The 26720-nt window shown below is 31.7% G+C and carries 21 protein-coding genes and 1 pseudogene; 20 read left to right on the top strand and 2 right to left on the bottom strand.

Annotated features, from left to right (window positions below; translation table 11 throughout):
* Positions 1-177 precede the first annotated feature (177 nt).
* From ACW0JX_RS11835 to ACW0JX_RS11845, 3 genes and pseudogenes are all read left to right on the top strand, one after another.
* Positions 178-882 (top strand): 4'-phosphopantetheinyl transferase family protein, encoded by a 705-nt coding sequence (locus ACW0JX_RS11835; RefSeq protein WP_002042141.1) that lies wholly within the window; start codon positions 178-180, stop codon positions 880-882.
* Positions 869-1591, top strand: a complete 723-nt coding sequence (locus ACW0JX_RS11840; RefSeq protein ID WP_197235228.1) for a thioesterase II family protein — start codon at positions 869-871, stop codon at positions 1589-1591. The genes ACW0JX_RS11835 and ACW0JX_RS11840 overlap by 14 nt, the downstream gene beginning before the upstream one ends.
* A 1-nt stretch (position 1592) precedes the next feature.
* Positions 1593-1667: pseudogene (locus ACW0JX_RS11845) on the top strand (short-chain dehydrogenase); the annotation flags it as partial.
* Positions 1668-1768: 101 nt separating this feature from the next.
* Here ACW0JX_RS11845 and ACW0JX_RS11850 read toward each other — a convergent pair.
* Positions 1769-2911 (bottom strand): anion transporter, encoded by a 1143-nt coding sequence (locus ACW0JX_RS11850; RefSeq protein WP_063547301.1) that lies wholly within the window; start codon positions 2909-2911, stop codon positions 1769-1771.
* A 1136-nt stretch (positions 2912-4047) separates the two neighbouring features.
* On the opposite strand from ACW0JX_RS11850, the gene ACW0JX_RS11855 reads away from it, so the two are divergent.
* From ACW0JX_RS11855 to ACW0JX_RS11910, 12 genes are all read left to right on the top strand, one after another.
* Positions 4048-5472, top strand: coding sequence for an alanine/glycine:cation symporter family protein (locus tag ACW0JX_RS11855; RefSeq protein ID WP_065382360.1), 1425 nt, complete (start codon positions 4048-4050; stop codon positions 5470-5472).
* A 124-nt stretch (positions 5473-5596) separates the two neighbouring features.
* Positions 5597-6577, top strand: a complete 981-nt coding sequence (gene glsA, locus ACW0JX_RS11860; protein ID WP_000588656.1) for a glutaminase GlsA — start codon at positions 5597-5599, stop codon at positions 6575-6577.
* 233 nt (positions 6578-6810) lie between these two features.
* A complete protein-coding gene (locus ACW0JX_RS11865) occupies positions 6811-8127 on the top strand; it encodes a sensor histidine kinase (RefSeq protein ID WP_459245700.1) in 1317 nt (438 codons plus the stop codon).
* A 4-nt stretch (positions 8128-8131) separates the two neighbouring features.
* Positions 8132-9076 (top strand): response regulator, encoded by a 945-nt coding sequence (locus ACW0JX_RS11870; protein ID WP_197241707.1) that lies wholly within the window; start codon positions 8132-8134, stop codon positions 9074-9076.
* A 552-nt stretch (positions 9077-9628) separates the two neighbouring features.
* Complete coding sequence (locus ACW0JX_RS11875; RefSeq protein ID WP_000267088.1) at positions 9629-9763, top strand: hypothetical protein; 135 nt, start codon at positions 9629-9631, stop codon at positions 9761-9763.
* Entirely contained in the window at positions 9760-11334 is a 1575-nt protein-coding gene (locus tag ACW0JX_RS11880) for a spore germination protein (protein ID WP_048657102.1), read from the top strand. The genes ACW0JX_RS11875 and ACW0JX_RS11880 overlap by 4 nt, the downstream gene beginning before the upstream one ends.
* 26 nt (positions 11335-11360) lie before the next feature.
* Positions 11361-12452, top strand: a complete 1092-nt coding sequence (locus ACW0JX_RS11885; RefSeq protein ID WP_197241705.1) for a spore germination protein — start codon at positions 11361-11363, stop codon at positions 12450-12452.
* Positions 12449-13642 carry a Ger(x)C family spore germination protein gene (locus ACW0JX_RS11890; RefSeq protein WP_459245701.1) on the top strand — a complete coding sequence of 398 codons (1194 nt, stop codon included), beginning with the start codon at positions 12449-12451 and terminating at the stop codon, positions 13640-13642. The genes ACW0JX_RS11885 and ACW0JX_RS11890 overlap by 4 nt, the downstream gene beginning before the upstream one ends.
* A 324-nt stretch (positions 13643-13966) precedes the next feature.
* Positions 13967-14785, top strand: coding sequence for a pyrroline-5-carboxylate reductase (gene proC, locus ACW0JX_RS11895; protein WP_053564474.1), 819 nt, complete (start codon positions 13967-13969; stop codon positions 14783-14785).
* 133 nt (positions 14786-14918) lie between these two features.
* The gene (locus ACW0JX_RS11900; RefSeq protein ID WP_459245702.1) at positions 14919-16334 is read left to right on the top strand and encodes an amino acid permease; all 1416 of its coding nucleotides are present in this window, start codon (positions 14919-14921) and stop codon (positions 16332-16334) included.
* A gap of 165 nt (positions 16335-16499) precedes the next feature.
* Entirely contained in the window at positions 16500-17141 is a 642-nt protein-coding gene (locus ACW0JX_RS11905; protein ID WP_459245703.1) for a GIY-YIG nuclease family protein, read from the top strand.
* 163 nt (positions 17142-17304) lie between these two features.
* On the top strand, positions 17305-17448 hold the full coding sequence (locus tag ACW0JX_RS11910; protein ID WP_089171019.1) for a small, acid-soluble spore protein, alpha/beta type: 144 nt from the start codon (positions 17305-17307) through the stop codon (positions 17446-17448).
* A 749-nt stretch (positions 17449-18197) separates the two neighbouring features.
* Here the strand turns inward: ACW0JX_RS11910 and ACW0JX_RS11915 are convergent.
* Positions 18198-18326 carry a hypothetical protein gene (locus tag ACW0JX_RS11915; protein ID WP_003270913.1) on the bottom strand — a complete coding sequence of 43 codons (129 nt, stop codon included), beginning with the start codon at positions 18324-18326 and terminating at the stop codon, positions 18198-18200.
* Between the two features lie 430 nt (positions 18327-18756).
* Here ACW0JX_RS11915 and ACW0JX_RS11920 point away from each other — a divergent pair, with 430 nt between their 5' ends.
* The 5 genes from ACW0JX_RS11920 to hblB all read left to right on the top strand — a co-directional run bounded on the left by ACW0JX_RS11920 (position 18757) and on the right by hblB (position 26710).
* Positions 18757-19986: a helix-turn-helix domain-containing protein gene (locus ACW0JX_RS11920; protein WP_089171020.1), complete on the top strand. Its 1230-nt coding sequence runs from the start codon at positions 18757-18759 to the stop codon at positions 19984-19986.
* A gap of 1182 nt (positions 19987-21168) precedes the next feature.
* Entirely contained in the window at positions 21169-22488 is a 1320-nt protein-coding gene (hblC, locus tag ACW0JX_RS11925; RefSeq protein WP_078401515.1) for a hemolytic enterotoxin HBL lytic component L2, read from the top strand.
* A 61-nt stretch (positions 22489-22549) separates the two neighbouring features.
* Positions 22550-23770 carry a hemolytic enterotoxin HBL lytic component L1 gene (gene hblD / locus ACW0JX_RS11930; protein WP_000714435.1) on the top strand — a complete coding sequence of 407 codons (1221 nt, stop codon included), beginning with the start codon at positions 22550-22552 and terminating at the stop codon, positions 23768-23770.
* Between the two features lie 36 nt (positions 23771-23806).
* The gene (gene hblA, locus ACW0JX_RS11935; RefSeq protein ID WP_000591969.1) at positions 23807-24934 is read left to right on the top strand and encodes a hemolysin BL binding component B; all 1128 of its coding nucleotides are present in this window, start codon (positions 23807-23809) and stop codon (positions 24932-24934) included.
* A gap of 375 nt (positions 24935-25309) precedes the next feature.
* On the top strand, positions 25310-26710 hold the full coding sequence (gene hblB / locus ACW0JX_RS11940) for a hemolysin BL regulatory component HblB (RefSeq protein ID WP_089171022.1): 1401 nt from the start codon (positions 25310-25312) through the stop codon (positions 26708-26710).
* The last annotated feature ends 10 nt before the right edge of the window (positions 26711-26720 follow it).

Raw genomic sequence — 26720 nt, forward strand, 5'->3', positions numbered from 1 at the left:
AATAGAAGCGAATGCCTGATGATATTACTGAGGGAAGGTGCATATTTTCATTGATATGTAAATATGCACCTTTTCTATTGTATATGCAATTTAATAAAGTTAATTTGAGTTTCTGTAACGTTCATATATGAAGCCATTCTTTAAAAAAGGACGTGATTTATCATACAAATTCACGCTGTGAAAATACCAAAGAATATTGAAAGTCATTTGTTTAAGAAACTTAGTAACTTGGTTTCAAATGGGAAGAAAGAGCGAATGAAGCGATTATTAAATTCATGCGACATTAATAGGACCCTGATAGGGGATTTACTAATCCGATCTCTAATCTGCCAAAAGTATAAAATTAATAATGAAGAAATTAGATTTATATATAATGAGTATGGAAAACCTTTTGTTGAAAACTTTTCTGACTTTCATTTTAATGTGTCTCATTCAGGAGAATGGGTGGTTTGTACTACTGCTAATTTTAATGTGGGTATTGATATAGAAAAAGTTTCAGAAATAGAGGCTTTTAAATTAGCAAAAGAATTTTTTTCAGCGGAAGAATTTTATGATATATCTAATATGAATTCTGATGAACAAATTAATTATTTTTATGATTTATGGACATTAAAAGAAAGCTATATAAAAACGATTGGAAAAGGGCTTTATACCCCATTAAATTCATTCTCTATAAAAAAAGAATCACGAACTTCAATTTCATACAAGCATATACCTAAAAACTTTTACTTTAAACAATATAACATTGATCCAAATTATAAGTTATCTGCTTGTGCAACAAGAGATGAATTTCCGCAAGAGATAATAATTAAAGACATTTATACAATTTGCCAAACTATATACAAATTTGAAAGTAAGGAGAAAATCAATGCAGAAGACTAAACTTTTTTGCTTTCCACATGCTGGGGGATCTGCGTTTAACTACGCAAAATGGAAAAATTACTTTAATCCATATATTGAAGTAGTCCCGATAGAATTAGCTGGCAGAGGATATAGAATTGAAGAAAGCTTGTACCAAGGTATGGAAGAGGCCGTAAATGATGCCTACACTAGTATAGTTAAGCAAATAGATGCTTCGCCGTACATTCTATTCGGGCATAGCATGGGGAGTTTGATTGCCTATGAAGTAGCCAGGAAAATACAGGATTCTAATAACGAATTACCTGAATTTCTTGTTTTGTCCGGTAGAAACCATCCAAATAGTAAAATAAAAAATATTCGATATAATCTTCCTAATGAACAATTTAAAAGAGAAGTTATTGCAATGGGAGGTACACCATCTGGGGTACTTCAATCAGAAGAATTAATGGAGATTTTTCTCCCTATTTTAAGAGCAGATTTTAAGATTGTCGAGACATACATTCATGATAATAATATACAACCATGTGATATTGATTTTCTTATATTTAATGGGAAAAATGATGAATTTACTACATATGATCAAGTAATAAAATGGAAGAAATATACAAGTAAAACGTGTACTTTTCATTCTTTTGAAGGTAGTCATTTCTTTCTAAATGAAAATATTGAAGAAATAGCAAAGAGTATTATAGGAAAGTTAAATTCTAAAAGATTATCAACTAGTTTTTAGAGGTTTTCTTTCATCATCAGACAGTCGTTGGATAACTGGTGAGTTAATTGATGCAATTTGTGGATCTTGCTTATAATGCTAATTGTAAGTATTATGTACTTTAAAACCAAAACTTTCTCAATTTAATGTTGAGAAAGTTTTGGTTTTTATTATTCTAGTAGTAATCACTTTTTAAAGTTATAGAAATTTAAAAATAAAGTATTGTATACATGTAAGTATGATTAAAAATGAAAAGTTGTAAATGCTAAATTTAATTAAATACGCCTTACTCTCTTTAACATTGGCCTGAATGAATAGTTTATAGGAGATTACACTGGCTAAAGATGCGATAATTGTTCCAAGCCCTCCAATATTTACTCCTAGTAATAAAGCTTTCCAATCAGAAGTAAAGTTTGATAGAAGAATTGAAGTAGGAAAATTGCTAATCAATTGACTCAAAAATATGGAACTAAAGAAGACTGAAGTATCTCCTCTTAAATTAGCGCGAGCAAATGTCTCCAGCGCATCCGAATGGGAAATGTTTCCGATAAAAATAAAAAAACCGACAAAGGTTATTAGAAGAAAGTAATCGATCTTAAAAAGTAAGTTTCTATCTAACGTAAATGCAGCTATCAATGTGACTATTAGCGCAATGTAATAATTAATGACACCAAAAATAGATGCAATGATAGTGATAAGTATCAAAATCCAGACGGTAGCTTTTTTTCGATTCTTCACGGTAATTACAGGTAGTTCTATTTTCAAATCTGTTTTTTGAAGTTTTTGAGTAAATATAAATAACAAACTGATTCCAAGTACAGCTAAAAGCAGGATTGAACCTAAAAATGGGATGAGCTTAATTCCATAGTAAGAATATAGATATAAATTTTGTGGGTTTCCCATAGGCATCAAGCTACTGCCGATGTTTGCCGCAATTGTCTGCAGGATGATTGTATCCATCATGTTCATTTTTGTTTTTTTACTAATGACAAGTGTTATTGGTACAAAAGTGAGGAGGGCGACATCATTTGTTACAACCATGGAGCAAATAAAGCATAACAAAATTAGAATAATAGATATTGACCTGCTGTTATTGCATTTATTTAAAATCACAACGGCAAGTTTGTCTAATATCTTTAGCTGTTCAAAGGCCTTAATGGCCACCATTAGATTAAATAAGCTAATTAACACTTCAAAGTTAATATATTCGATCTTTGGTGAATGTATTAAGCAGCTTACAATTGCTAGTATCAGTGAAATGGTAAGTATTAAATCCTTTTTTAAAAATTTGAATTTCATAAGGAGTCTTTTTTTATTTTGAACGAATACTATTTCTTTCACAATACACCACCTGTAATCTATGTTAGTAGAATGAAAAGCAAAGGAAATATACATTTAATGATAGATATTCAACAAATCCTCTTATATTGCAATAAAATTAATAGCTTTTCTTATCAATTGGTTGTTCTAAAATTTGAAACTTAAATGGAATCATATTAATAACGTTTTCAAAAAAATAATAATATGAGTAGTTTTTTATTTGTGGAGCTGTCAAAATCATATTTTTGGATAACTCGATATTGCTAGAAAAGAGGATGACATAAGGTTCTAAATAAGAGTTTTGTAATGTTTCATCCCTTCAACAAAATCCTTTTTTGCTAAGTGTCTGTAATGTTGTAAATATGTGCAATATAGAGGAATCCCACTAGGGGGATTAATTGATAAAACAAATGTTTTTTGTATGATACCATAAATAAATTAAATGTTTTATTTTTTAAATATTCTTATAACATTTCGTTGATTCTTGATTTCAAATCCTTTATATGAACTTCTAAAAGAGAAAAGTATGCATGTTTTTATGAAGAAAATAGAGGCTTGTCAAAGGTTAGGTAGAACGGAATCTGCGACGTTTGGATACTGTATAAAATTCACAAAATCTCAGTGTTTTTTAGATGAAAAAAGACTTAAAATATTTTTTGTTTTTATAAAAATCTGTACTTTTTCGTAACATTCTGTACTTTTAATTATAAATTAAAGACAAGGTTTTCTTAGTTGAATAGTGAAAGCGCTTTATAGATTTTTCGCGAAGTTTTTACCTAGCCTATTTTTGAGATTAGTAGTGAGAAAGGAGATATTTCCATGTTCTTGAGACAATTAACAAAAAAACACTTAATCCCTATTGATTATTATGATTTAAATCACCGGTAAACGAAACAAACATAATAGTACAACAATGTTAGTGGATAAAAATATTAGTTTGCAGAAAGGGGTAGAGCATCCGTTTGTATAAGCGTTAAGTACTTCAAAATTTCAGTTTTACGGTTACATGTTGTGATGTTTGCTTAAACAGGCCAATCCGATTAATATAGAAAATTTTTATCCTTGTTGTATTTGAATATGAAAGAGGTATTTGTACCAGGAAATATAGGTGATTTTATATAGATTATGATATACAAATTTTGGCATGGAGTGATGGTATGGAAAGGCTTTTTGTAGACTTAGTCGGATCAACAAATGATTTTTTATGGTCTAAATTGTTAATTATTATGCTTGTTATTTGCGGAATTTATTTTACATTTAAATTGAATTTTGTACAGTTTCGAATGTTAAAAGAGATGGTCCGTGTATTAATGGAGGGGAAAAGTGGTTCTAAAGATCAAATCTCTCCTTTTCAAGCGTTTTGTATTGGTATGGCAGCCCGCGTTGGAACAGGGAATATCACAGGAATTGCGATTGCAATTGCATTAGGTGGTCCTGGAGCTGTATTTTGGATGTGGATTATTTCTATTATTAGCTCGGCCTCCAGTTTTGTCGAAAGCACATTAGCACAGATATATAAAGTAAAAGATAAAACTGGTTTCCGCGGTGGTCCATCCTATTATATGGAAAAAGGGTTGAATAAACGTTGGATGGGAGTATTATTCTCTATTTTAATCACAATTACTTTTGGTCTTGTATTCAATTCAGTACAATCAAATACAGTTACAATTGCTTTTCAAAACTCATTTGGTACAGATCGTCTAACAGTTGGGATAATCATGGCCATTGCTTTCGCTGCGATTATTTTTGGTGGTGTACAACGTATTGCAAAAATGGCTGAATACAAGGTGGTATTTTTAGCGGTATTATACATTGGAGTTGCATTATTTGTTGTAGTTACCAACATATCAAAAATGCCGGAAGTTCTTTCTCTTATTGTTCAAAACGCATTTGGTTTTAAACAAATAGCAGGCGGTTCAATTGGTGCAGCACTTATGAATGGAGTTAAACGTGGTTTATTTTCAAATGAAGCTGGTATGGGAAGTGCACCAAACGTTGCCGCAACAGCAACAACAAGTCATCCGGTGAAACAAGGACTGATTCAAGCATTTGGTGTATTAACGGATACACTGATCATTTGTACTAGCACTGCCTTTATTATTTTGCTGTCTGATGCATATAAACAACCGGGGTTAAATGGTATTGCACTTACACAAGCAGCATTAAGTGAACACATAGGTCCTTGGGCATCCGGTTGTCTTGCTATCTTTGTTTTTTTATTTGGATTTGGTGCGTTAATTGGCAACTATTATTATGGTGAAACAAATATTCGCTTCTTACATACAAGTAAAGTGTGGTTAATGATATACAGAATAAGTGTGTTGGCTATGATTGTATTTGGTTCTGTTGCAAAGATTCAAATTGTATGGGATTTAGCGGACTTATTTATGGGCTTTATGGTTATTATTAATTTAATTGCTATTACCTTACTTTCAAAAGTAGCATTTGCGGCGTTACAAGATTATATAAACCAGAAAAAAGCTGGTAAAGATCCTATTTTTTATAAAGAAAACATTAAAGGACTTGAAAATATTGAATGTTGGGATAGTTATGAGAAAACTTCAAAAAAGAAAAGTGTGTAATAAGAAGGATATTCAGACTGCAATATGTCTGAATATTTTTCTTGGTTCTAGTGCAAATAGTATTGATTATAGTAAAGAAAAAATCATTCTATATAAAGTTAATAGTACGGGGGAATATGATTAAATGATAAAGGATTCTAGCGTTCAAGTTGAGGGTCAAGAAAAAGTTTGCTTAGATCAATGGGTAGCTCATTATCGAACGTATGCAGCTAAGGGACGAAGCGCCAGTTATATTCCTGCTCTGGGGGAAATAAATGTATCGCAGTTAGGTATTTGTATAGTAAAGCCAGATGGAACAATGATAAAATCAGGAGATTGGGAGATACCTTTCACATTACAAAGTATATCAAAAGTAATCGGTTTTATAGCCGCTTGTTTAAGTCGCGGTATTTCTTATGTATTAGAACGAGTTGACGTAGAGCCAACTGGAGATGCCTTTAATTCAATTATTCGTTTAGAGATACATAAACCAGGAAAACCTTTTAATCCTATGATTAATGCTGGAGCAATTACGATAGCTTCACTTTTGCCAGGGACATCGGTGCAAGAAAAATTAGAATCTCTATACGTATTAATTGAAAAAATGATAGAGAAGCGTCCCGCTATTAATGAAATAGTATTTCAATCAGAATGGGAAACGGCTCATCGTAATAGAGCATTAGCATACTATTTAAAGGAGAATGGTTTTCTAGAATCAGATGTGGAGGAGACACTAGAGGTTTACCTAAAACAATGTTCGATTGAAATAAATACAGAAGATATTGCCTTAATAGGGCTTATACTAGCACATGATGGATATCATCCTATTCGCAAAGAACAAGTGCTCCCTAAAGAAGTAGCTAGGTTAACAAAAGCTTTAATGCTTACTTGTGGAATGTACAATGCTTCCGGAAAATTTGCTGCTTTCATTGGATTACCAGCTAAGAGTGGGGTATCCGGCGGAATTATGACACTTGTTCCCTCAAAATCTAGGAAGGATTTATCGTTTCAAGATGGATGTGGTATTGGTATTTACGGACCAGCCATTGATGAGTATGGGAATAGTTTACCAGGAATTATGTTGTTAGAACATATTGCAAAAGAATGGGATTTAAGTATATTTTAAAAAGGAGCACAGATATTTTGGTGTTAGAGCGAGTCCAAAAGTGTTCAGACCTTGTATTGTGTCTGAACATTTTTGAGTTATAAAGTATCTTTCTAAAGTAGAAGAGTGTAATGAATACTCACAATCTATAATGCTTTCGTTTATAACTTATTTATCAGTTTTTGAAAAAAATAGAGTAAGTATTGTATTAATGCAAATAGGTTTGTATACTGACTGTTAGGCGAAAGTGAGAAGTGATTATTTTGAATCTTAGTAATTTAGTAAAAAAAGACATCTATATTCTCGTTTTAATGATACTTACAGTACCCTTAGTAGGTGAAATAAAGTCATTTCCCTTAAATGAAACATTTAGAATGAGCTTTGGTGCACCAACATTTTTCTTTTTTTTGTTATTGTTTCGACGAGTTCCAGCATTTTTACCGGGTTTTTTAACAGCGATAGTCGTGGTAGTATTTCGTATCTCAATGGATGTCATTATAAAGGAAAATATGGATTGGCTAGCCGCTTTTCATACTCACTATCCTAGTTTTTTCTTTTATTTTACTTATTCGTATCTCTTTCATTTAGCAAAAATCAAACGTTTTTATCATCAACCACTAATGATTGGTTTTATTGGTTGCATGATTGAAATACTGTCAGACTGTGTGGAATTAATGATTCAATATTTCGTATTAAAAACATCGATCACATCCGAGGCAATAAATGAGATCATTGTTATCGCATGTTCCCATAGTTTTATAGTTCTAAGCTTTTTCAATATGATGAAATTGTATGAAGCACAATCAAGGGAGCGACATATAAAGAAACAAAATGAACATATGCTCATGCTCATCTCTAATTTATATGAAGATGCTGTTCATTTAAAAAAAACATTACAAGATGCTGAGAATATAACAAAAAAATCCTATGATTTATATAAAACTTTGGACTCTTTTGAGCATAAACAGATGGATTTTCAGTTTGAGGATTTAAGTCAACAGGCATTACAAATTGCTGGTGAGGTCCATGACGTTAAAAAGGATAACCAACGTATTTTTGCGGGACTTTCAAAATTAATTTCAGATGAAAGTTTTACAGATTATATGTCTGTACATGAACTAGTAAATATCATTATACGGGCAAATACGAAATATGCACAGTTGTTAGAGAAAGATATCCAATTTGTGTATAAAATTGATGGTGTGCATCCTCATTATCATATTTATACAATCTTATCTATTATAAATAATATCGTTACAAATGCTGTAGAAGCTATCCAAGGTATGGGAACCATCACAATTGACATTAATAAAGACCACCATTTTGTTGAATTTCAAATAGGCGATAATGGTCCTGGTATTTCTTCAAAATATAAAGATTCAATTTTTGAGCCTGGGTTTACTTCTAAATATGATGATTTAGGCAATCCATCGACAGGTATCGGATTATCGTATGTTAAAGAAATGGTCGCACAACTTGAAGGTGATGTTACGCTTGAGGACAGAACCGAAGGAAAAGGATCAATTTTTATAATTAAATTAGGGATTGATCATATAATTTCGAAAGGGTGATTCTATGTATTTTTATATAGTAGATGATGAAAAAGCGGTTCGCTCAATGTTGGCTCAAATTATCGAGGATGAAGATCTTGGGGAGGTTATAGGAGAAGCTGAGGATGGTTTATCTTTAGAGCAACAAATGGTAATCCTTAAAAATATAGACATTTTATTTATCGATTTGTTAATGCCGAATCAAGATGGAATAAAAACAATTCGTCAAATAAAGCCTTCGTTTAAAGGGAAAATCATCATGGTCTCTCAAGTAGAATCAAAAGAATTAATTGCTGAAGCTTATTCGCTTGGTGTTGAATACTATATTATTAAGCCAATTAACCGGATTGAAGTATTAACAGTTGTTCGGAAAGTCATTGAACGAATTCGTTTGGAAAAATCAATAAAAAACATTCAAGAATCGCTTAATATGGTACTAAAATTGGATAGTAATTTAAGTACGCAAGAAAAATACCGTAGTGAAAAACATTTAAATACTTTCAATCATTTTCAAAATTCCATTCATTTTCTTTTGTCTGAATTAGGAATAGCCAGTGAAAGTGGAAGTAAAGATTTAATGGATATGCTAGATTATTTATATAAATATGAACAAGATAACAAGTTGGAACAAGGCTTTCCCTCACTAAAAGAGATTTTTATGAATTTGGCTCAAAAAAAACTTGGGGATTCAGCTGAAGATGCCGAATTAAAAAGGTTCATAGAAGCTTCCAAACAACGGATTCGGAGAGCAATTTATCAATCATTAAACCATTTAGCATCCCTTGGACTTACTGATTTTTTAAACCCGAAGTTCGAAAATTATGCTTCTAGATTTTTTGATTTTACTACCGTAAGGAGAAAGATGACAGAATTGAATAATGAACCAACATTACCTGCTCGTATTGATACGAAAAAATTTATTCAAGTTCTTTATTTTGAAGCAAAACGAATACACCTGGAGTTAAGATGATAAACTCTTGCTAATTATTATTTTCAATTGATAGATTGATAATTGTTTTAATGTTATTTTTTTATATAATTTTTCTTTTTATTCTCCTTTATTTCATATCAGTTTTAAAATCAGAAAATTCCGTATCGACTCGGTAGAAGTGTAGGAACTTAGAACAAAAGAATATGTAGTTTTTATTTTTTTCAACATTAATATTCATAAAAAAAACGAGTATTTTCACAATAAAATATAAATACATAGTAAGTTGAATTTAAAAAAAGATGCTATCTTCTAGCATCTTTTTTTCTTTAAGAGGAAATATCATTGATCCTTATATTATTTGAAATTCAAATGCGGGCATATAAATAAGGGAAAAGGAGATAATATTTAACAAATTATAATTGGAAATGGTATTTTAGGTCAGAAATGTTTTTATACTAATTAGGTTATTGGTACTAAATAAGCATAATGTCTCGCTTTTCTGCTCTTTAATCTTATCGTTATTTTTTATTAAGTACATATCGTTTTTTAGAAATCTCAATCCTAGCAGAGTATATAAATTGGGTGATAAAAATGTGGAACATAATTACTTCTTATCTTCCAGATTGGAAAGTCTTTGTACAAGCGTTTATCTTGTTTTTAATTCCGTATACTATCTCAAGATTTTTTCATTGGGTTCGTATGTCAGAGAAAGAGTGGGAAGAATGAGTTGGTGGAAGTCAAGAGACAAACAAGTGAAAAAAAATAATATTCAAAGTAAAACGAAACAAGAGCATAAACCATCTCAAAATGCAAACGTTCATTTCACAAATGATTTTGCCTCTAACTTAGAACTTATAAAGCAACAAATCGGACATAATTCTGATGTTCGCTTTCGGAAGTTTAATATTGGACGCACAGATATTCAGGCTGGGATCGTTTTTGTTGATGGTCTATCAGATAAAGAGATAATTGACAAACATATTATGAAATTACTAATGGATGATTTTTCTGATGAATATAAAAATGAATCTTCTTATGTGGAGGGGACTGTTTCAAAAGAATATATTAAAAATAAAGTTCTTACAATTAGTGAAGTAGCAGAAGTCCATTACATAAAAGATTTAATACCCAAAGTATTGATAGGTTCAACAGCTCTTTTAATTGATGGTTTAGCAGATGTGTTTATTCTTGGTACAACAAAAGCAAATAAACGAAACATTGAAGAACCAGTATCGGAGGCATTAGTCAGAGGGCCACGGGTCGGTTTTACTGAAGTATTAAGTGATAATACCTCACTTTTGCGACGACACTGTGCGGATGAGAGCTTATCATTAGTAAAGCTACCAGTAGGAGAACGTGCAAAGAAAGAGTTAGTTGTCGCATTTATTAAAGATCTTGCTAGTACAGAATTGGTGGATGAAATAAAAAACAGAATTCAGAAAATTGACATAGACAGTGTACTCGAATCTGGTTATATAGAGCAACTTATTGAAGATAATTATCTCAGTCCTTTTCCGCAGATTCAAAATACAGAACGACCTGATCGTGTTATTAGTGCTTTGATGGAAGGTCGAGTAGCTATTTTGTTAGATGGAACACCATTTGTTTTAATTGCTCCAGTTACATTTAGTATGCTGCTGCAATCACCAGAAGATTATTATGAAAGGTGGCTTCCTGGTACGCTTCTCCGCTTATTACGCTTCATGACAGCTTTTGTTTCATTATTTGCTCCAGCACTGTATATTTCTTTTATTTCATTTCATCCAGGATTAATTCCCACTAAGCTCGCTATTTCTATTATCGGATCGCGAGAAGGAGTTCCTTTTCCCGCTTTAATAGAAGCGTTAATTATGGAAGTAGCTATCGAAGTTTTGCGAGAAGCAGGTTTACGTCTGCCTAAACCGATTGGACCTGCAATGGGAATTGTGGGCGGTTTAATAATTGGTCAGGCTGCCGTAGAAGCAGGAATTGTTAGTCCAATAATGGTTATCGTTGTTGCGGTAACAGCTATTTCTTCTTTTACTATTCCGCAATATAGTGTGGGAATTACGTTACGCATTCTTCGTTTTGTAGCTATGTTTTGTGCTGCGATATTTGGCTTGTATGGAGTTATTCTCTTCTTTCTTTTACTTTGCAGTCATTTAGTGAAACTGAAAAGTTTTGGCGTTCCTTATACCAGCCCTGCTGTTCCATATCGATTCAGTGACTGGAAAGATTTTATGGTTCGCATGCCATTAAAAATAATGAGACGTCGACCGAAAATAATGCATACCAAAAAAACTATCCGCAAAAGGTAGCTGATGACGAAAGGAAGTGGCCTTCAGTGATTACTATACCTAAAGACCGAATAACAACTTCACAAGCAGTTGTTATTATTGTAAATTACATACTTGGGACAGGAATTCTTACTTTGCCCAGAGCATCTGTGGAAAAAGTGAAAACACCAGATGTATGGTTAAGTGTGATATTAGGTGGGATACTCGCAATGGTTTCAGGAGTAATTATGGTCAAATTAAGTCAGCAGTTTCCAGAAAAAACATTTTACCAATACAGTCAAGATATTGTAGGGAAATGGATAGGCAGATTGCTTAGTTTTCTTATTATAGGGTATTTTCTTACAACTTCAGCATTTCAAATTCGTTCAATGGCAGAAGTAATAAGCTTTTTTTTGCTCGAAGGAACCCCCACATGGGCTATTGTTATGCCTTTTATGTGGATAGGTCTCTATTTGATTATGGGTGGTATTAATTCAATTGCACGGATGTTTGAAATAATATTTCCTATTACTGTTTTTATTTTTTTAATCATTTCCTTTATGAGTATTGGAATATTCGAGATAGATAATCTCCGTCCCGTATTAGGTTTGGGAATTAAACCAGTGTTAGATGGGATAAAAACAACGTCTCTCGCATATACAGGTCCTGAAATTATGTTAATTCTTTTGGTATTTATGGAACAACGAAAGAAAGCAGTAAAAGCTATTTTAGTTGGAATTTCTATTACGTTAATCTTTTATGTAATAACTGTTGTAATGGTCATTGGTGCATTATCAATTGATGGGGTTGTAACAAGAACATGGCCGACAATTGACCTTATGCGCAGTTTTGAAATTTCTGGTTTGATATTTGAACGTTTTGAATCTTTACTGCTTGTAATATGGATTATGCAAATATTTGCTACCTATACGATTAGTTATTATGCAGCTGCATTAGGATTAGCGCAACTCTTTAAAAAGAGTATTCATCCGTTTATTTTTGCTTTGATTCCAATCATTTACATCATTGCTATGACTTCGAAAAATATAAATGACTTGCTTAAATTGGGGGATATGCTCGGTAATGTTGCATTATTTTTATTTGGTTTACTACCACTGCTTCTTCTTATTATTACGCGATTAAAAGGAGGAGTAGTGTGAAACATAAATTTAATTATATGCGGTTCTATTTGGCTTTGTTATGGACGCTTTTGCTTCTATTTTTAACAGGATGTTGGAGCAGTAAAGAAGTAGAAGAGTTGAGCTTAACTGCAGGTATAGCACTAGATAAAGGGAAGGATTTAACAATTGAGAAAGAGGATGAGGAAGGAGGTTATCCTAAAAGAAATCTTATAACAGCTACTTATCAAATTGTTAGTTCGCAAGCACAAAGTAAAGGAAATGGACAACAAAAACGTTATATAAATGTTTCTGAGACCGGTGATTCCATTCATCAAATTGTTCGTGAGTTTTCATTGAAAAGAGAGAGCACAATGTTCAGCCCACATTTAAAAAACATTGTTATTAGTGATAATCTTGTACGTACATACAGTTTAGAACAATTACTTGAACAGTATCTCCGTGACAATGAAGTTCGGCTTAGCTGTATGCTCTTAATTAGCAAGGGTCTAGCGAAGGAGGTACTGGAATCAAACAAAAAAGGAGAAATCCCAGCATTTCGTTTGTCTGGAATTGCAGATAATAGAAATAGAACAACAAGGATTTTACCTCCTGTATCGCTCGCTAAATTGGAAGGAAAGATGCGGTCAGGGTCCAGTTTTCTTTTGCAAAATGTAATCTCGATAAAAGGAGAAACAAAATTTGCAGGAGCTGCTGTAATTAAAGGAAAGACAAAAAAGTTGATGGGCTTTTTAAATGAACAGGAATTGGAAGGAGTAGTATGGATAAACGGAAAAAGGAATGGTGGTGTGGTAAAAACTTTTGATAAAGAATCAAAGAAACTCATTATATACGAAATAAAGTCAATAAAAAGCAAAATCATACCACATGTTAACGGAAATAATATTTCCTTTGATGTAAACATTGAATCAGAAGGGCGTTTGTCTGAAAATTGGATGCAATCAGGAAAAGATTTTGAAAATGAATTTTTAAAAAGGGAAGAAAAAGCTATTGAAAAAGAAGTAAAGCACTTAGTACATCATGTTACAAAAAAAATACAAAAAGAATACCAAGTCGATATTGCGGGTTTTGGCAACCAATTAAGAATTAAACACCCGAGAACATGGGAGAAAGTCAAAAAAAATTGGGATCAAACATTTAGTAAGGTACCGATTAAATATCATATAAATGTAACTATACAAGATTATGGAGCGTCAAGTTTAAAACGGTGAGATACCTTAATTAATATTATATTTGCATCAAAACAAAAAGTTATAAAAGTTTTAATTTGAAAATTTTTGTAACTTTTTGTTTTTTTATGTCCTTCTTATTATAGATTAAAGAAATGATTTTATCCGGCTATTTGCCGGGCAGTAAGACCCCCACCTCAAAATTCAGCGAAAGCAAAGAAGTTATTAGAGGTATATGTAAGCTCTATATAGGAAGGAGAATTTTGAAATTCTATTGATAAACCCAGTAATTGTAATAGCCCTTATTTAGAATAATAATTTCAAAATCAATAAAATTTAGAGTAGAAGGAGCAAGAGCAAATTATTATGAATAAACAAATAGGATTCATCGGATGTGGAAACATGGGTATCGCTATGATAGGTGGGATAATAAAAAAAAATATAGTTTCTCCAGATCAAATAATTTGTTCAGATTTAAACGTCATTAATTTAAAAAATGCTAGTAATGAATATGGCATAACTATAACTACTAACAATAATGAAGTCGCTAACAGTGCTGATATTTTAATTTTATCAATCAAACCAGATTTATACTCATCGGTAATTAACCAAATAAAAGATCAAATAAAAAATGATGTAATCGTTGTAACTATTGCTGCAGGAAAAAGTATTAAGAGCACTGAGAATGAATTTGGTAGAAAGTTAAAGGTTGTTAGAGTAATGCCTAATACACCGGCACTTGTTGGAGAAGGAATGTCTGCGTTATGTTTTAATGAAATGGTTACAGAAAAAGATATAAAAGAGGTACTTAACATATTTAATATTTTCGGCCAGACGGAGGTCGTAAATGAAAAACTAATGGATGTTGTTACATCTATTAGTGGTTCTTCTCCAGCATATGTGTATATGTTTATAGAAGCAATGGCAGATGCTGCTGTACTTGGCGGTATGCCGAGAAAACAAGCTTATAAATTTGCGGCTCAGGCTGTATTAGGTTCTGCAAAAATGGTATTGGAAACAGGAATACATCCAGGTGAATTGAAGGATATGGTTTGTTCTCCAGGTGGAACGACGATAGAAGCTGTAGTAACGCTAGAAGAAAAAGGTTTAAGAACAGCTATCATTTCAGCTATGAAACGTTGTACGCAAAAATCTATGGAAATGTCTAGTTTAACTAGTAAGTGAGAAGCGAATTTATATAATATTTCAAATCTATTTAATGTAAAAGAAATATTATAAGACTATGTAATAACTAAGTAAATTTATATACAACAATAATGAGAAGAGCAAACCTTATTTTAAAGGGGATACAGAGAATATGAGTAAGTTATTAAAAAAGAAATCCGTTACACAATTGTTAGAGCATAATCAAAGCAAGACTTTAACGAAAACATTAGGAGCATTTGATTTAATTATGTTAGGGATAGGCTCGATAGTTGGAACAGGGGTACTTGTGTTAACTGGATTAGTAGCAGCAAGAGATGCTGGTCCAGCAGTTATTTTTTCATTTGTACTTGCAGCAATTATATGTGGATTTATAGCATTATGTTACGCAGAAATTGCTTCCACACTCCCGGCATCTGGTAGTGTATATACGTACTCATATGCAACAATTGGTGAGTTTGTTGCTCATCTAGTAGGTTGGTCATTGCTGTTAATATATATCGTGGCAACAGCGGCTGTCGCTGCTGGATGGACAGGCTATTTCCACAATTTAATAAAGGGGTTTGGATTAGAGATACCTAAAGCTCTAGTAACGATTCCTTCGCATGGTGGTATTGTGAATCTACCAGCAGTAATCATTACATTGATATTAGCATGGATGTTATCCCGTGGTACGAGGGAAAGCAAACGAATCAATAATATAATGGTATTGATTAAAATTGGAATGATTTTGTTGTTTATTACGGTTGGTATATTCTATGTAAAACCAATGAACTGGATACCAATTGCACCATACGGTTTAAGTGGAGTTTTTACGGGTGGAGCAGCTATTTTATTCGCTTTTACGGGTTTTGATATATTAGCAACTTCAGCAGAAGAGGTAAAAGATCCGAAACGTAATCTTCCAATCGGTATTATTGCATCATTAATCATATGTACAATTATTTATGTTATGGTATGCCTTGTTATGACAGGAATGGTTTCCTATAAAGAATTAAATGTTCCTGAGGCAATGGCTTATGTAATGGAAGTTGTAGGACAAGGGAAAGTCGCTGGTGCAATTGCTGCAGGTGCTGTAATTGGCCTTATGGCTGTTATTTTTTCCAATATGTATGCGGCAACACGAGTATTCTTTGCAATGAGTCGTGATGGATTGTTACCGAAATCATTTGCGAAAGTTAATAAGAAAACTGGAGCACCCACTTTTATAACTGGATTAGCAGGAATAGGGAGCTCTATAATAGCTGGGTTTATTGATTTGAAAGAATTAGTTAATTTAGTTAATATCGGTAGTTTGGTGACATTTGCGTTAGTTTGTCTATCAGTTATTATCCTTCGTAAATCACATCCAAATTTAAAACGTGGATTTATGGTACCTTTTGTACCTGTATTACCATGCGTTGCAATTGTATGCTGTGTGTTTTTAATGCTAAATTTACCGTTAAGGACATGGGTGTACTTTAGTATTTGGATTACTATTGGGGTAGTAGTATATTTCCTTTATTCGATAAAATACAGTAATTTAAATGAGGAAACGATCTCGAAATTACATGAAAAAATTGCGAGATAATAACGATCGAAAATTTTATTAATAATCATATTGATAGTTGAGTAACATAGAAACAGTTTTTTGACATTTAGCAAGAGATAAAATAAGAGATGCTAGGGCAGCTAAGTACTTTTTTAGAAACCTTGCTTGTTTTTTACGATTTAACACTGCTAAGGAGAGAGAAGTATGAGTGAATTGCATTTTATGAGTATAGAAGAATTGGATAATAAATTGAAAAAATCTGACAGTGGTATTTATTTCATTAAAGACTATAATGACAATATTATTTATGTAGGCAAGGCTTTTAGTATAAAAAGTAGAGTATTAGCTCATTTTAATAGTTATTCCAATATTGAGGAATATGTACATTTATTTAATAAAGTAGCGTATCTCATTGAAGATAGTTTGTTAAAACGCTCTTTGTTACAAGTTACTTATATGATTAAATATAAACCAGTATTAAACAAAGAAGTACAAAAAGAATTCCCAGAGTTGTATACTCAATACATTAAGCAGACAAATAAAAAATCTATGTTGTTAGAAATTGATAAAGCTAAAGAAAAAGGGGATGAGTTAAAGAATAAATTAGTAAAATTAGTGGGTGGAAAAACTATGTTTTATGACATAATTTCTCTGTTAAACAATGGATATAACTATCATATCCTCGCAAAAGTATTGAGCATAGAACTTCAAATTTTAATTATAATGAAAGAATACCGAAAAAAATTCCCGATACCACATAATTATAAGAGGACAATAAAACATCAAGATATAATGTATGCTTTATCTGGAAAAAAGAATTTAAGTACTTCAAGGTTAAACACTTAACTTTAAAGTAGTAAATTCGTTGCTTTTGTAGCTTTTATTGTTATATTGAAATGCAATGTACATTTGTGTTTCAAATTTAATTGGTGGAATAAGGGGAGGGAAAGGGTTCCTATAAAAATACTGGAATAAATTAGGTTGCTCATGCGAAAGTAATACAAATGAAATTCTTATTTCTGCTACTACAAGTACTATTGAGCAAATGAAGTATGAAAGTGCTTTTGAACTAGGGGTCACACTGGGACCTGATACATCACATCATCTGCAAATGGTTCGGATCGGTGAAGAGATTACAAAACGCTTAGTTTGAATGGCTGAAAAACAGTTAACAGGTCAATACAGATTACACTAAGAAAATAATCCGTATATATACGGATTATTTTTCCTTTAATTTACAAAAAAACAAATTTCGAAATTGAAAAAACCTCTCAGATTCCTTTGTAATAATCTTTTTTAGTTGTGCTAATGACATAGGTATCGAAAGGTGATAAATTCGATACGAACGATGTATAAGTATTTAAAAGGGTTTTGGTGTTATTTATAATTTTAATTCCATAATACTTAAGCCGATATAATAAAATGTTTTATGTCTAAATCGATATAAAGGAATAGTTTTTAAGTGATATTTCTTTTTTATAGAATAAGCAAAACCTGATATTGTAGTAATTATTGTTTTGAGGTCAATTTACTGTGCACCTTGGTTATTGAAGTTTTTTGTTGATTAACAACTATTGTATTTGGAAATTATTAATAAGTTTATCTCGCTATTTGCCGGGCAGTAAGACCCCCACCTCAAAATTCAGCGGAAGCAAAGAAGTTAGGTGGGAGTCTTACTGCCCGTAAAAGCCCGATTGGTGTGGGCTAATAATCAGTGGGGGATGAACAAAACCCCCACTGATTAAAGTTTCACTTTATGTGATGCGGTAATAAAACTATCTAGTTTGCTATTTTTAGTATTTGTAAAGTCTATATATTTTCCTCTTTTGTGGAAAGTAAAACTAATGTTGCGACCAGTAATATAGTGTCATTTTTTTGAATATTCCATTCGTTTTTTTATGTTTAGTTGAGTACTTGAATTTCCTCCACCTTGTACTTTTCAAAGCATAGTGCTTCAAAAATAACCGTATCGCTTTCATCTGTTTCCAATTTCACAACTTCTTTATTATCTTTTTTTAAAATTTGGAGCAAAATAGTTTTTCAGTTTCATATTTAAATTAGCAGTATTTATTTTTTTGAATTCAATTTGTATAAGTGATTGAATTGGAACTTTGACTGTTGTTTCTTGCGGTGGTACAGTATCTCCTGTTACTTTCGCTGTATTTTAAATCTTTTTCCAGCTTGGTCCTCGCATTGACTACCACTGTATTTTGTAGTACTTCACTGTTTTCTCAAGTTCAATAATTATATCTTGTAGAATTAAGAAAAGAACTTAACTTATTTCATTTACTTATCTACTCTGATGTTTAGATGCTAACTACAATTAAATAATATATGATTTTTATAAAAAAGATATAGTAATATTTTGTTGTGAATTGTACTAATTTGATATTTTATAGTATTATTTGTCGTGAATTATATCTAACAGAATATATTTTATGGATCTATAAAGGAGAATGTAATGAATACTTCTATCGATATACAACACTTGTGTGATCTTGCACATAAAGCATTTAATGCCCCTGTACATATTTTATCTGCAGACAGAAAAATTTTATATCATTCTACATCTGATAATGTTTGTAGTCCTTTTTATTCTTCAAAAGAAGAACATCTTAGTGATATTTATCAAGAAAACGATCCCTTTAACTTGCCACTTTTTCGAAGTAACAACTATCTTGAAAATTTTGTTCTAATTCATATAGAAAATCATGATGATATTAAAGGGACTATTATAATCGGTCCTACTATACATCCAAAAGATTCAGATGATATGATCATAAAATTTCAGAAAGAATTTAAATCAAATGATAACATTCAAGAAAGACTTGCCTATTATCAGTGTTTATCTGAGATTAAAAAAACTACATTAATTGATATGGGAATTTTATTACATTACATGATTTTCAATGAAAAGTTAGATGTAGATATTGTCTTGGAAAAAAATAAAGTACTAGAGGAAATTCCTAATAAAAATGTGAAACCTGATTTATATATTTTAAAACGCCGACAAAACAAACCTAAAACTCACAACATGGCATTAGTAAATGATTTCTTCTCGACTATTAAAGAAGGAAATAAAAAAAAGTTAATACAGTATATGTATGCAGTTTCACAAGAAGATGTTGAACTTATGCTAATAGAGGATCCGCTCAGGAATCAAAAAAACCTTGGAATTATTGCGATTACCTTAGCCACTCGATATGCGATAGAAGGCAACCTGCCACCAGATATTGCTTTTGCTCATAGTATTTTATATATACAAACCCTGGAACAATTAGATAATGTAGAATCTGCAAAACGATTGTCAGGGGACGCTTTACGTACCTTTGCAGATCGTGTGAAAGAATACAATGCAAAAAAGTATTCTTACGCGGTTACTACATGTATAAAACATATTAATAAAAATGTTTACGATGGAATATCTCTGAATGAACTTGCTAATCATTTAGAAATTACGCCTACTTATCTGTCTAAACTATTTAAAAAAGAAATGGGAATTACTTTAAGCGAATATATTCAAAGGGAACGAGTGGAAGAAGCAAAAAAATTATTAACACTCACTACTTATTCGTTATCAGATATCTGTGCGTGGCTTAACTTTAATGACCAAAGCTATTTTATAAGAGTTTTCAAAAAAATCACTAGCATGACTCCCAGGCAGTACCGTGAAAAATATACAGTAATATAAGCTTGTTATCTGCTGTCTCCAATGTAAAGACTTAAACATGGGTATAAGTATCCCAAAAAATGAAAATTCACTAACCATTATTTTGCTAAAGTAAACAAAAAGATAGAAGGCTGCAAAGTGCTCCAAGGAAACTTTGTAGCTTTTTTGTCATTTAAAACCTACGTTTATAACGAAGATAAGTTTATAGACTAATATCTTCGTATTATATATTTATTAATAATGATATTAGGATGTTTTTTGTAAAAAGATCAACAATATAACATATATTACTAAATATATCTACATTTTATGCAATTATACATAACTAAATAAAGGTAAAAAAGTATAAAAAGACCTATTATATTATTCTATAAGTATTTTTTCTAAAATAAAATTTTTTGGTTGAGCGAAAATAGTTATTTTTAACCGTATACACATTAATTTGTAATCATTACAATTACAGAAATGAAATTTATGAATAACTATATTTATATAATTTTTTCCGGGGCATATTTTTATTTAACAGTAAATTATCGAGCTTAATCGACAAAATTTTTCTATTTACGCATTAAAAATTTAATGTTTTAATGAACAACATAACTGGTATGACCAGATAGAAAGGAGAAGGTTACGCTAATAGGAATTATAGTGAAGTTGTAAGTAACATTATGTAGTTAATAATATTCTAAATAGTAAATTTATTCACAAGAGGTCAAGAATCAAATTTGTAATAAACGTGTTCTAAGTTTCTGCATAACAAAAGTGAAGTTATTCCGCAATAAAAGTATAAGCGATGTACAGTATAATTTTACCTTTTGTAGTCTAGTATGGAGTTTGCTGATAAAACTAAGAGTAATATTATTAAATTTAAATTAAACAATGTTATAGCAAGATTAACTGTAAGCATTGGTTTATTGATTCTCGCGGTTCTGTAAGTTAAACCGCAATTCTAGGGAAGAATTACACATTTACTATTCATAGGGTGCTTGATTCAAATATAGTTAATAAATTTTTGTTATTTATATTTGAAAAAATAGAGTATCGAAGTGAGAGGTAAGTAAAATCCTTACATTCTATTAGAAGTAAAAAATAACGATATTATCCTATCTGAAAGATTTCTCCTTCTTAATCAGTTTACAAAGAGAGAGGTCATACAAGTTATATGAATTAAGTTATAAAAACAATGGTAAAGGAGTGTACGGAATGAAAACTAAAATAATTACAGGATTATTAGTCACATCCATTGTAACTGGAGGAAATATTCCTATCAATACTCTTGCAACACCAATCGTTCAAGCGGAAACTCAACAGGAAGGCATGGATATTTCCTCTTCATTACGAAAATTAGGTGCGCAATCTAAATTAATCCAAACGTATATTGATCAATCTTTAATGAGTCCTAATGTACAGTTAGAGGAAGTCACAGCTTTAAATACAAATCAATTCCTAATCAAACAAGATATGAAGGAATGGTCATCGGAACTCTATCCACAGTTAATTCTATTAAATTCAAAAAGTAAAGGATTTGTAACAAAATTTAATAGCTATTACCCGACATTAAAATCGTTTGTAGACAATAAAGAAGATAGAGAAGGGTTTTCGGATAGACTTGAAGTACTTCAAGAAATGGCTATGACGAATCAAGAAAATACGCAACGGCAAATCAATGAATTAACAGATCTTAAATTACAGCTTGATAAAAAATTAAAAGATTTTGATACCAATGTGGCAACTGCTCAAGGCATACTAAGTACAGATGGAACAGGAAAAATAGACCAGTTAAAAAATGAAATATTAAATACCAAAAAAGCAATTCAAAATGATTTACAGCAAATTGCCTTAATACCAGGGGCTTTAAATGAACAGGGATTTGCTATATTCAAAGAAGTTTATAGTCTTTCAAAAGAAATTATTGAACCAGCTGCGCAAGCAGGGGTGGCAGCGTATAACAAAGGAAAAGAAATTAACAACTCTATTCTAGAAGCTGAGAAAAAAGCAGTGCAAGAAGCAACAGAGCAAGGTAAAACTGCTCTAGAGATTGAATCAGCAAAAAAAGCAGCTCGTGAAGCAATTGAGAAAAGCAAACAAGGTGAAATAGCAGCCGCAGCCGCAGCAAAAACACAAGAGTATGACCTGATGAAGGTCATTGATACCGAAAAGATTAAGAAAACATTTGGCGTTTTTGCTGAAGTAAATAAATTAACAGCAGAACAGCGAGCATATTTAGATGATTTAGAGAAACAAAATCAAAAAATATATGATTTAACAACGAAACTATCAATAGCTGATTTACAAAAATCAATGCTTCTTCTTACACAAAATGATTTGCATACGTTTGCAAATCAAGTAGATGTAGAACTTGATCTACTAAAGCGCTATAAAGAAGATTTAAATCTAATAAAAAATAGCATTACAAAATTATCTACTAATGTTGATACAACTAGCGAGCAGTCTCAAAAAGATACATTAAGACAATTAAAAAATGTAATAAGTTACCTTGAAGAACAAGTATATAAATTTTAATATTGCGTTTTTACGGAATTCATAAAGATTATAAGCATTTAGCGAAAGAAGGAGAATAGTCATGAAAAAATTTCCATTCAAAGTACTAACTTTAGCTACATTAGCAACTGTTATAACTGCTACTACCGGTAACACTATTCATGCATTTGCACAAGAAACGACCGCTCAAGAACAAAAAGTAGGCAATTATGCATTAGGCCCCGAAGGACTGAAGAAAGCATTAGCTGAAACAGGGTCTCATATTCTAGTAATGGATTTATACGCAAAAACAATGATTAAGCAACCAAATGTAAATTTATCTAATATTGATTTAGGCTCAGAGGGGGGAGAGTTGCTCAAAAATATTCACCTTAATCAAGAGCTATCACGAATCAATGCGAATTACTGGTTAGATACAGCGAAGCCACAGATTCAAAAAACTGCTCGTAATATTGTAAATTACGATGAACAATTTCAAAATTATTACGACACATTAGTAGAAACTGTACAAAAGAAAGATAAGGCAGGTCTAAAAGAGGGTATAAATGATTTAATTACTACAATCAATACAAATTCAAAAGAAGTTACAGATGTGATTAAGATGCTACAAGACTTCAAAGGGAAACTATATCAAAATTCTACAGATTTTAAAAATAATGTTGGTGGTCCAGATGGGAAAGGTGGATTAACTGCAATATTAGCAGGTCAACAGGCAACGATCCCACAACTTCAAGCTGAAATTGAGCAACTTCGTTCTACTCAGAAAAAACATTTTGATGATGTATTAGCATGGTCAATTGGTGGTGGATTGGGAGCAGCTATTTTAGTTATTGCAGCTATTGGAGGAGCGGTAGTTATTGTTGTAACTGGCGGTACAGCAACACCGGCTGTTGTTGGTGGACTCTCGGCTCTTGGCGCAGCTGGTATCGGTCTAGGAACTGCGGCTGGTGTCACAGCATCTAAGCATATGGACTCCTATAATGAAATTTCTAATAAAATCGGAGAATTAAGTATGAAAGCAGATCGTGCTAATCAAGCAGTTCTTTCGCTTACTAACGCGAAAGAAACATTGGCATATTTATATCAGACTGTAGATCAAGCGATATTGTCTCTAACAAATATTCAAAAGCAATGGAATACAATGGGCGCAAATTATACAGATTTACTGGATAATATCGATTCTATGCAAGACCACAAATTCTCTTTAATACCAGATGATTTAAAAGCCGCTAAAGAAAGTTGGAATGATATTCATAAAGATGCAGAATTCATTTCAAAAGATATTGCTTTTAAACAGGAGTAGAACTGAAATTTAAAACCTAAATTGGAGGAAAATGAAATGATAAAAAAAATCCCTTATAAATTACTAGCTGTATCGACGCTATTAACTATTACAACTGCTAATGTAGTTTCACCAGTAACAACTTTTGCAAGTGAAATTGAACAAACGAACAATGGAGATACGGCTCTTTCTGCAAATGAAGCAAGAATGAAAGAGACCTTGCAAAAGGCTGGATTATTTGCAAAATCTATGAATGCCTATTCTTATATGTTAATTAAGAATCCTGATGTGAATTTTGAGGGAATTACCATTAATGGATATGTAGATTTACCTGGTAGAATTGTACAAGATCAAAAGAATGCAAGGGCACATGCTGTTACTTGGGATACGAAAGTAAAAAAACAGCTTTTAGATACATTGAATGGTATTGTTGAATACGATACAACATTTGACAATTATTATGAAACAATGATTGAGGCGATTAATACAGGGGATGGAGAAACTTTAAAAGAAGGGATTACAGATTTGCGAGGTGAAATTCAACAAAATCAAAAGTATGCACAACAACTAATAGAAGAATTAACTAAATTAAGAGACTCTATTGGACATGATGTTAGAGCTTTTGGAAGTAATAAAGAGCTCTTGCAGTCAATTTTAAAAAATCAAGGTGCAGATGTTGATGCCGATCAAAAGCGTCTAGAAGAAGTATTAGGATCAGTAAACTATTATAAACAATTAGAATCTGATGGGTTTAATGTAATGAAGGGTGCTATTTTGGGTCTACCAATAATTGGCGGTATTATAGTGGGAGTAGCAAGGGATAATTTAGGTAAGTTAGAGCCTTTATTAGCAGAATTACGTCAGACCGTGGATTATAAAGTAACCTTAAATCGTGTAGTTGGAGTTGCTTACAGTAATATTAATGAAATGCACAAGGCGCTTGATGATGCTATTAACGCTCTTACTTATATGTCCACGCAGTGGCATGATTTAGATTCTCAATATTCGGGCGTTCTAGGGCATATTGAGAATGCAGCTCAAAAAGCCGATCAAAATAAATTTAAATTCTTAAAACCTAATTTAAATGCAGCGAAAGACAGTTGGAAAACATTACGAACAGATGCTGTTACATTAAAAGAAGGAATAAAGGAATTAAAAGTGGAAACTGTTACTCCACAAAAATAGGGAAATATTAATTCTGTTGTAAAGTGAACTAAAACATAGAAAGTCTATGATTACACTGTTAAACAGAAAAGTAATAATTAATAAATCCTTATATACCAGAAAGGCGGAGTCTCATTAAAGACTTCGCCTTTCAATTATATATAAGTATGATTCGAATAAATAATAACCTTGTAGTTTAATTGCTTTTTTAAAATTTGCAACAGAATCGGTTAATTTGAAGCAGATTATATACATTTTCTTTAATACTTAATGATTTGAAGGCTGCTAAAGAAAGTTCAAACGATACTGATAAAAGATGTAGAACTCATTTTGAAAGACATCGCTTTTTAATAAGATTAGAACTTGAAACCATACCTTATATAGGAGGAATACGAAATGATGAAAAAAATCCCTAATAAACTACTCGCTGTATCAGCGTTTTTAACTATAACAACTACTTATGCAGTCATACCACTAGAAACTTTTGCGATTGAAATTGAACAAACGAACAATGAAAATATATCTCTTTCAGCAAATGAAGAACAGATGAAAAAAGCTTTGCAAGATGCTGGTTTATTTGCAAAAGCTATGAATGAATATTCTTATTTGCTAATTAATAATCCAGATGTGAATTTTGAAGGAATAACTATTAATGGAAATGCAGATTTACCTAGTAAAATTGTACAAGATCAAAAGAATGCAAGAGCACATGCTGTTACATGGAATACACAAGTAAAAAAACAGCTTTTTGATACATTGACAGGCATTATAGAATACGATACAAAATTTGAAAATTATTATGAAACATTAGTAGAGGCGATTAATAATGGAAATGGAGATACTTTAAAAAAAGGGATTACAGATTTACAGGGGGGAATTCAACAAAATCAAAAGTCTGCAAAAGCATTAATAGAAGAATTAATTCAATTAAAAAATGCTATTGGAGAAGATGTTAGAACATTTGGAAGTCATAAAGAGACATTGCAATCGATTTTAAAAAACCAAGGTGCTGATGTGGAGGCTGACCAAAAGCGTCTAGAGGACCTTTTAGGACAAGTAAAATATCAGAAAGACATAGAATCTAAGGGATTAGACATGGTGAAAATCCCCTTTATTCCAACCTTGATTGCTGGTGGCATCATGATAGGTGATGCAAGAGGTAAGTTAGGTTGGCTAGAACCTGAATTAGCAAAATTGCGTCAGACTGTAGATTATAAAATAACATTGAATCGTGTAGTTGGAGTTGCATTTCATAATATTAGTGATATGCATAGTATGCTTGATAGTGCTATCACTGCTCTTACTTATATGTCTACGCAATGGGAGGATTTAGATTCTCAATATTCGGGTGTACTGGGACATATTGATAAAGCTGATCAAAAAGCTGATCAAAATAAATATAAATTCTTAACCCCTAGCTTGAATGCAGCGAAAAACAGTTGGGAAACATTAAAAACAGATGTTGTCACTTTGCAAGAAGGGATAAAAATTGCAGAGAAAAAAGAACAGGATTTTTTGAATCAGCTTCGTCCATCAAACGTTTTCTACTTTTATAAAAAAATTCATAACGCATACACTTTTGAAATAAAGACTGGAACAAATGCGCCAAATGCGTCTTATAAAGTTATGAATTTAACTAAAAACACTGTTCATAATATGTGGAATGGAGGGGCTAATACTAACATGTGGGCTGATTGGCTTTCATTCAATCCAAATGATGAATTTGCGGTAGTAGCAGTAGTGGATGGTAAAGAATATGTTGTGTATAAAGACAAAGTACAAAATATAATGAACTGAATCTGAAAAG

The sequence above is a fragment of the Bacillus sp. C-3-6 genome (genome assembly GCF_054509685.1).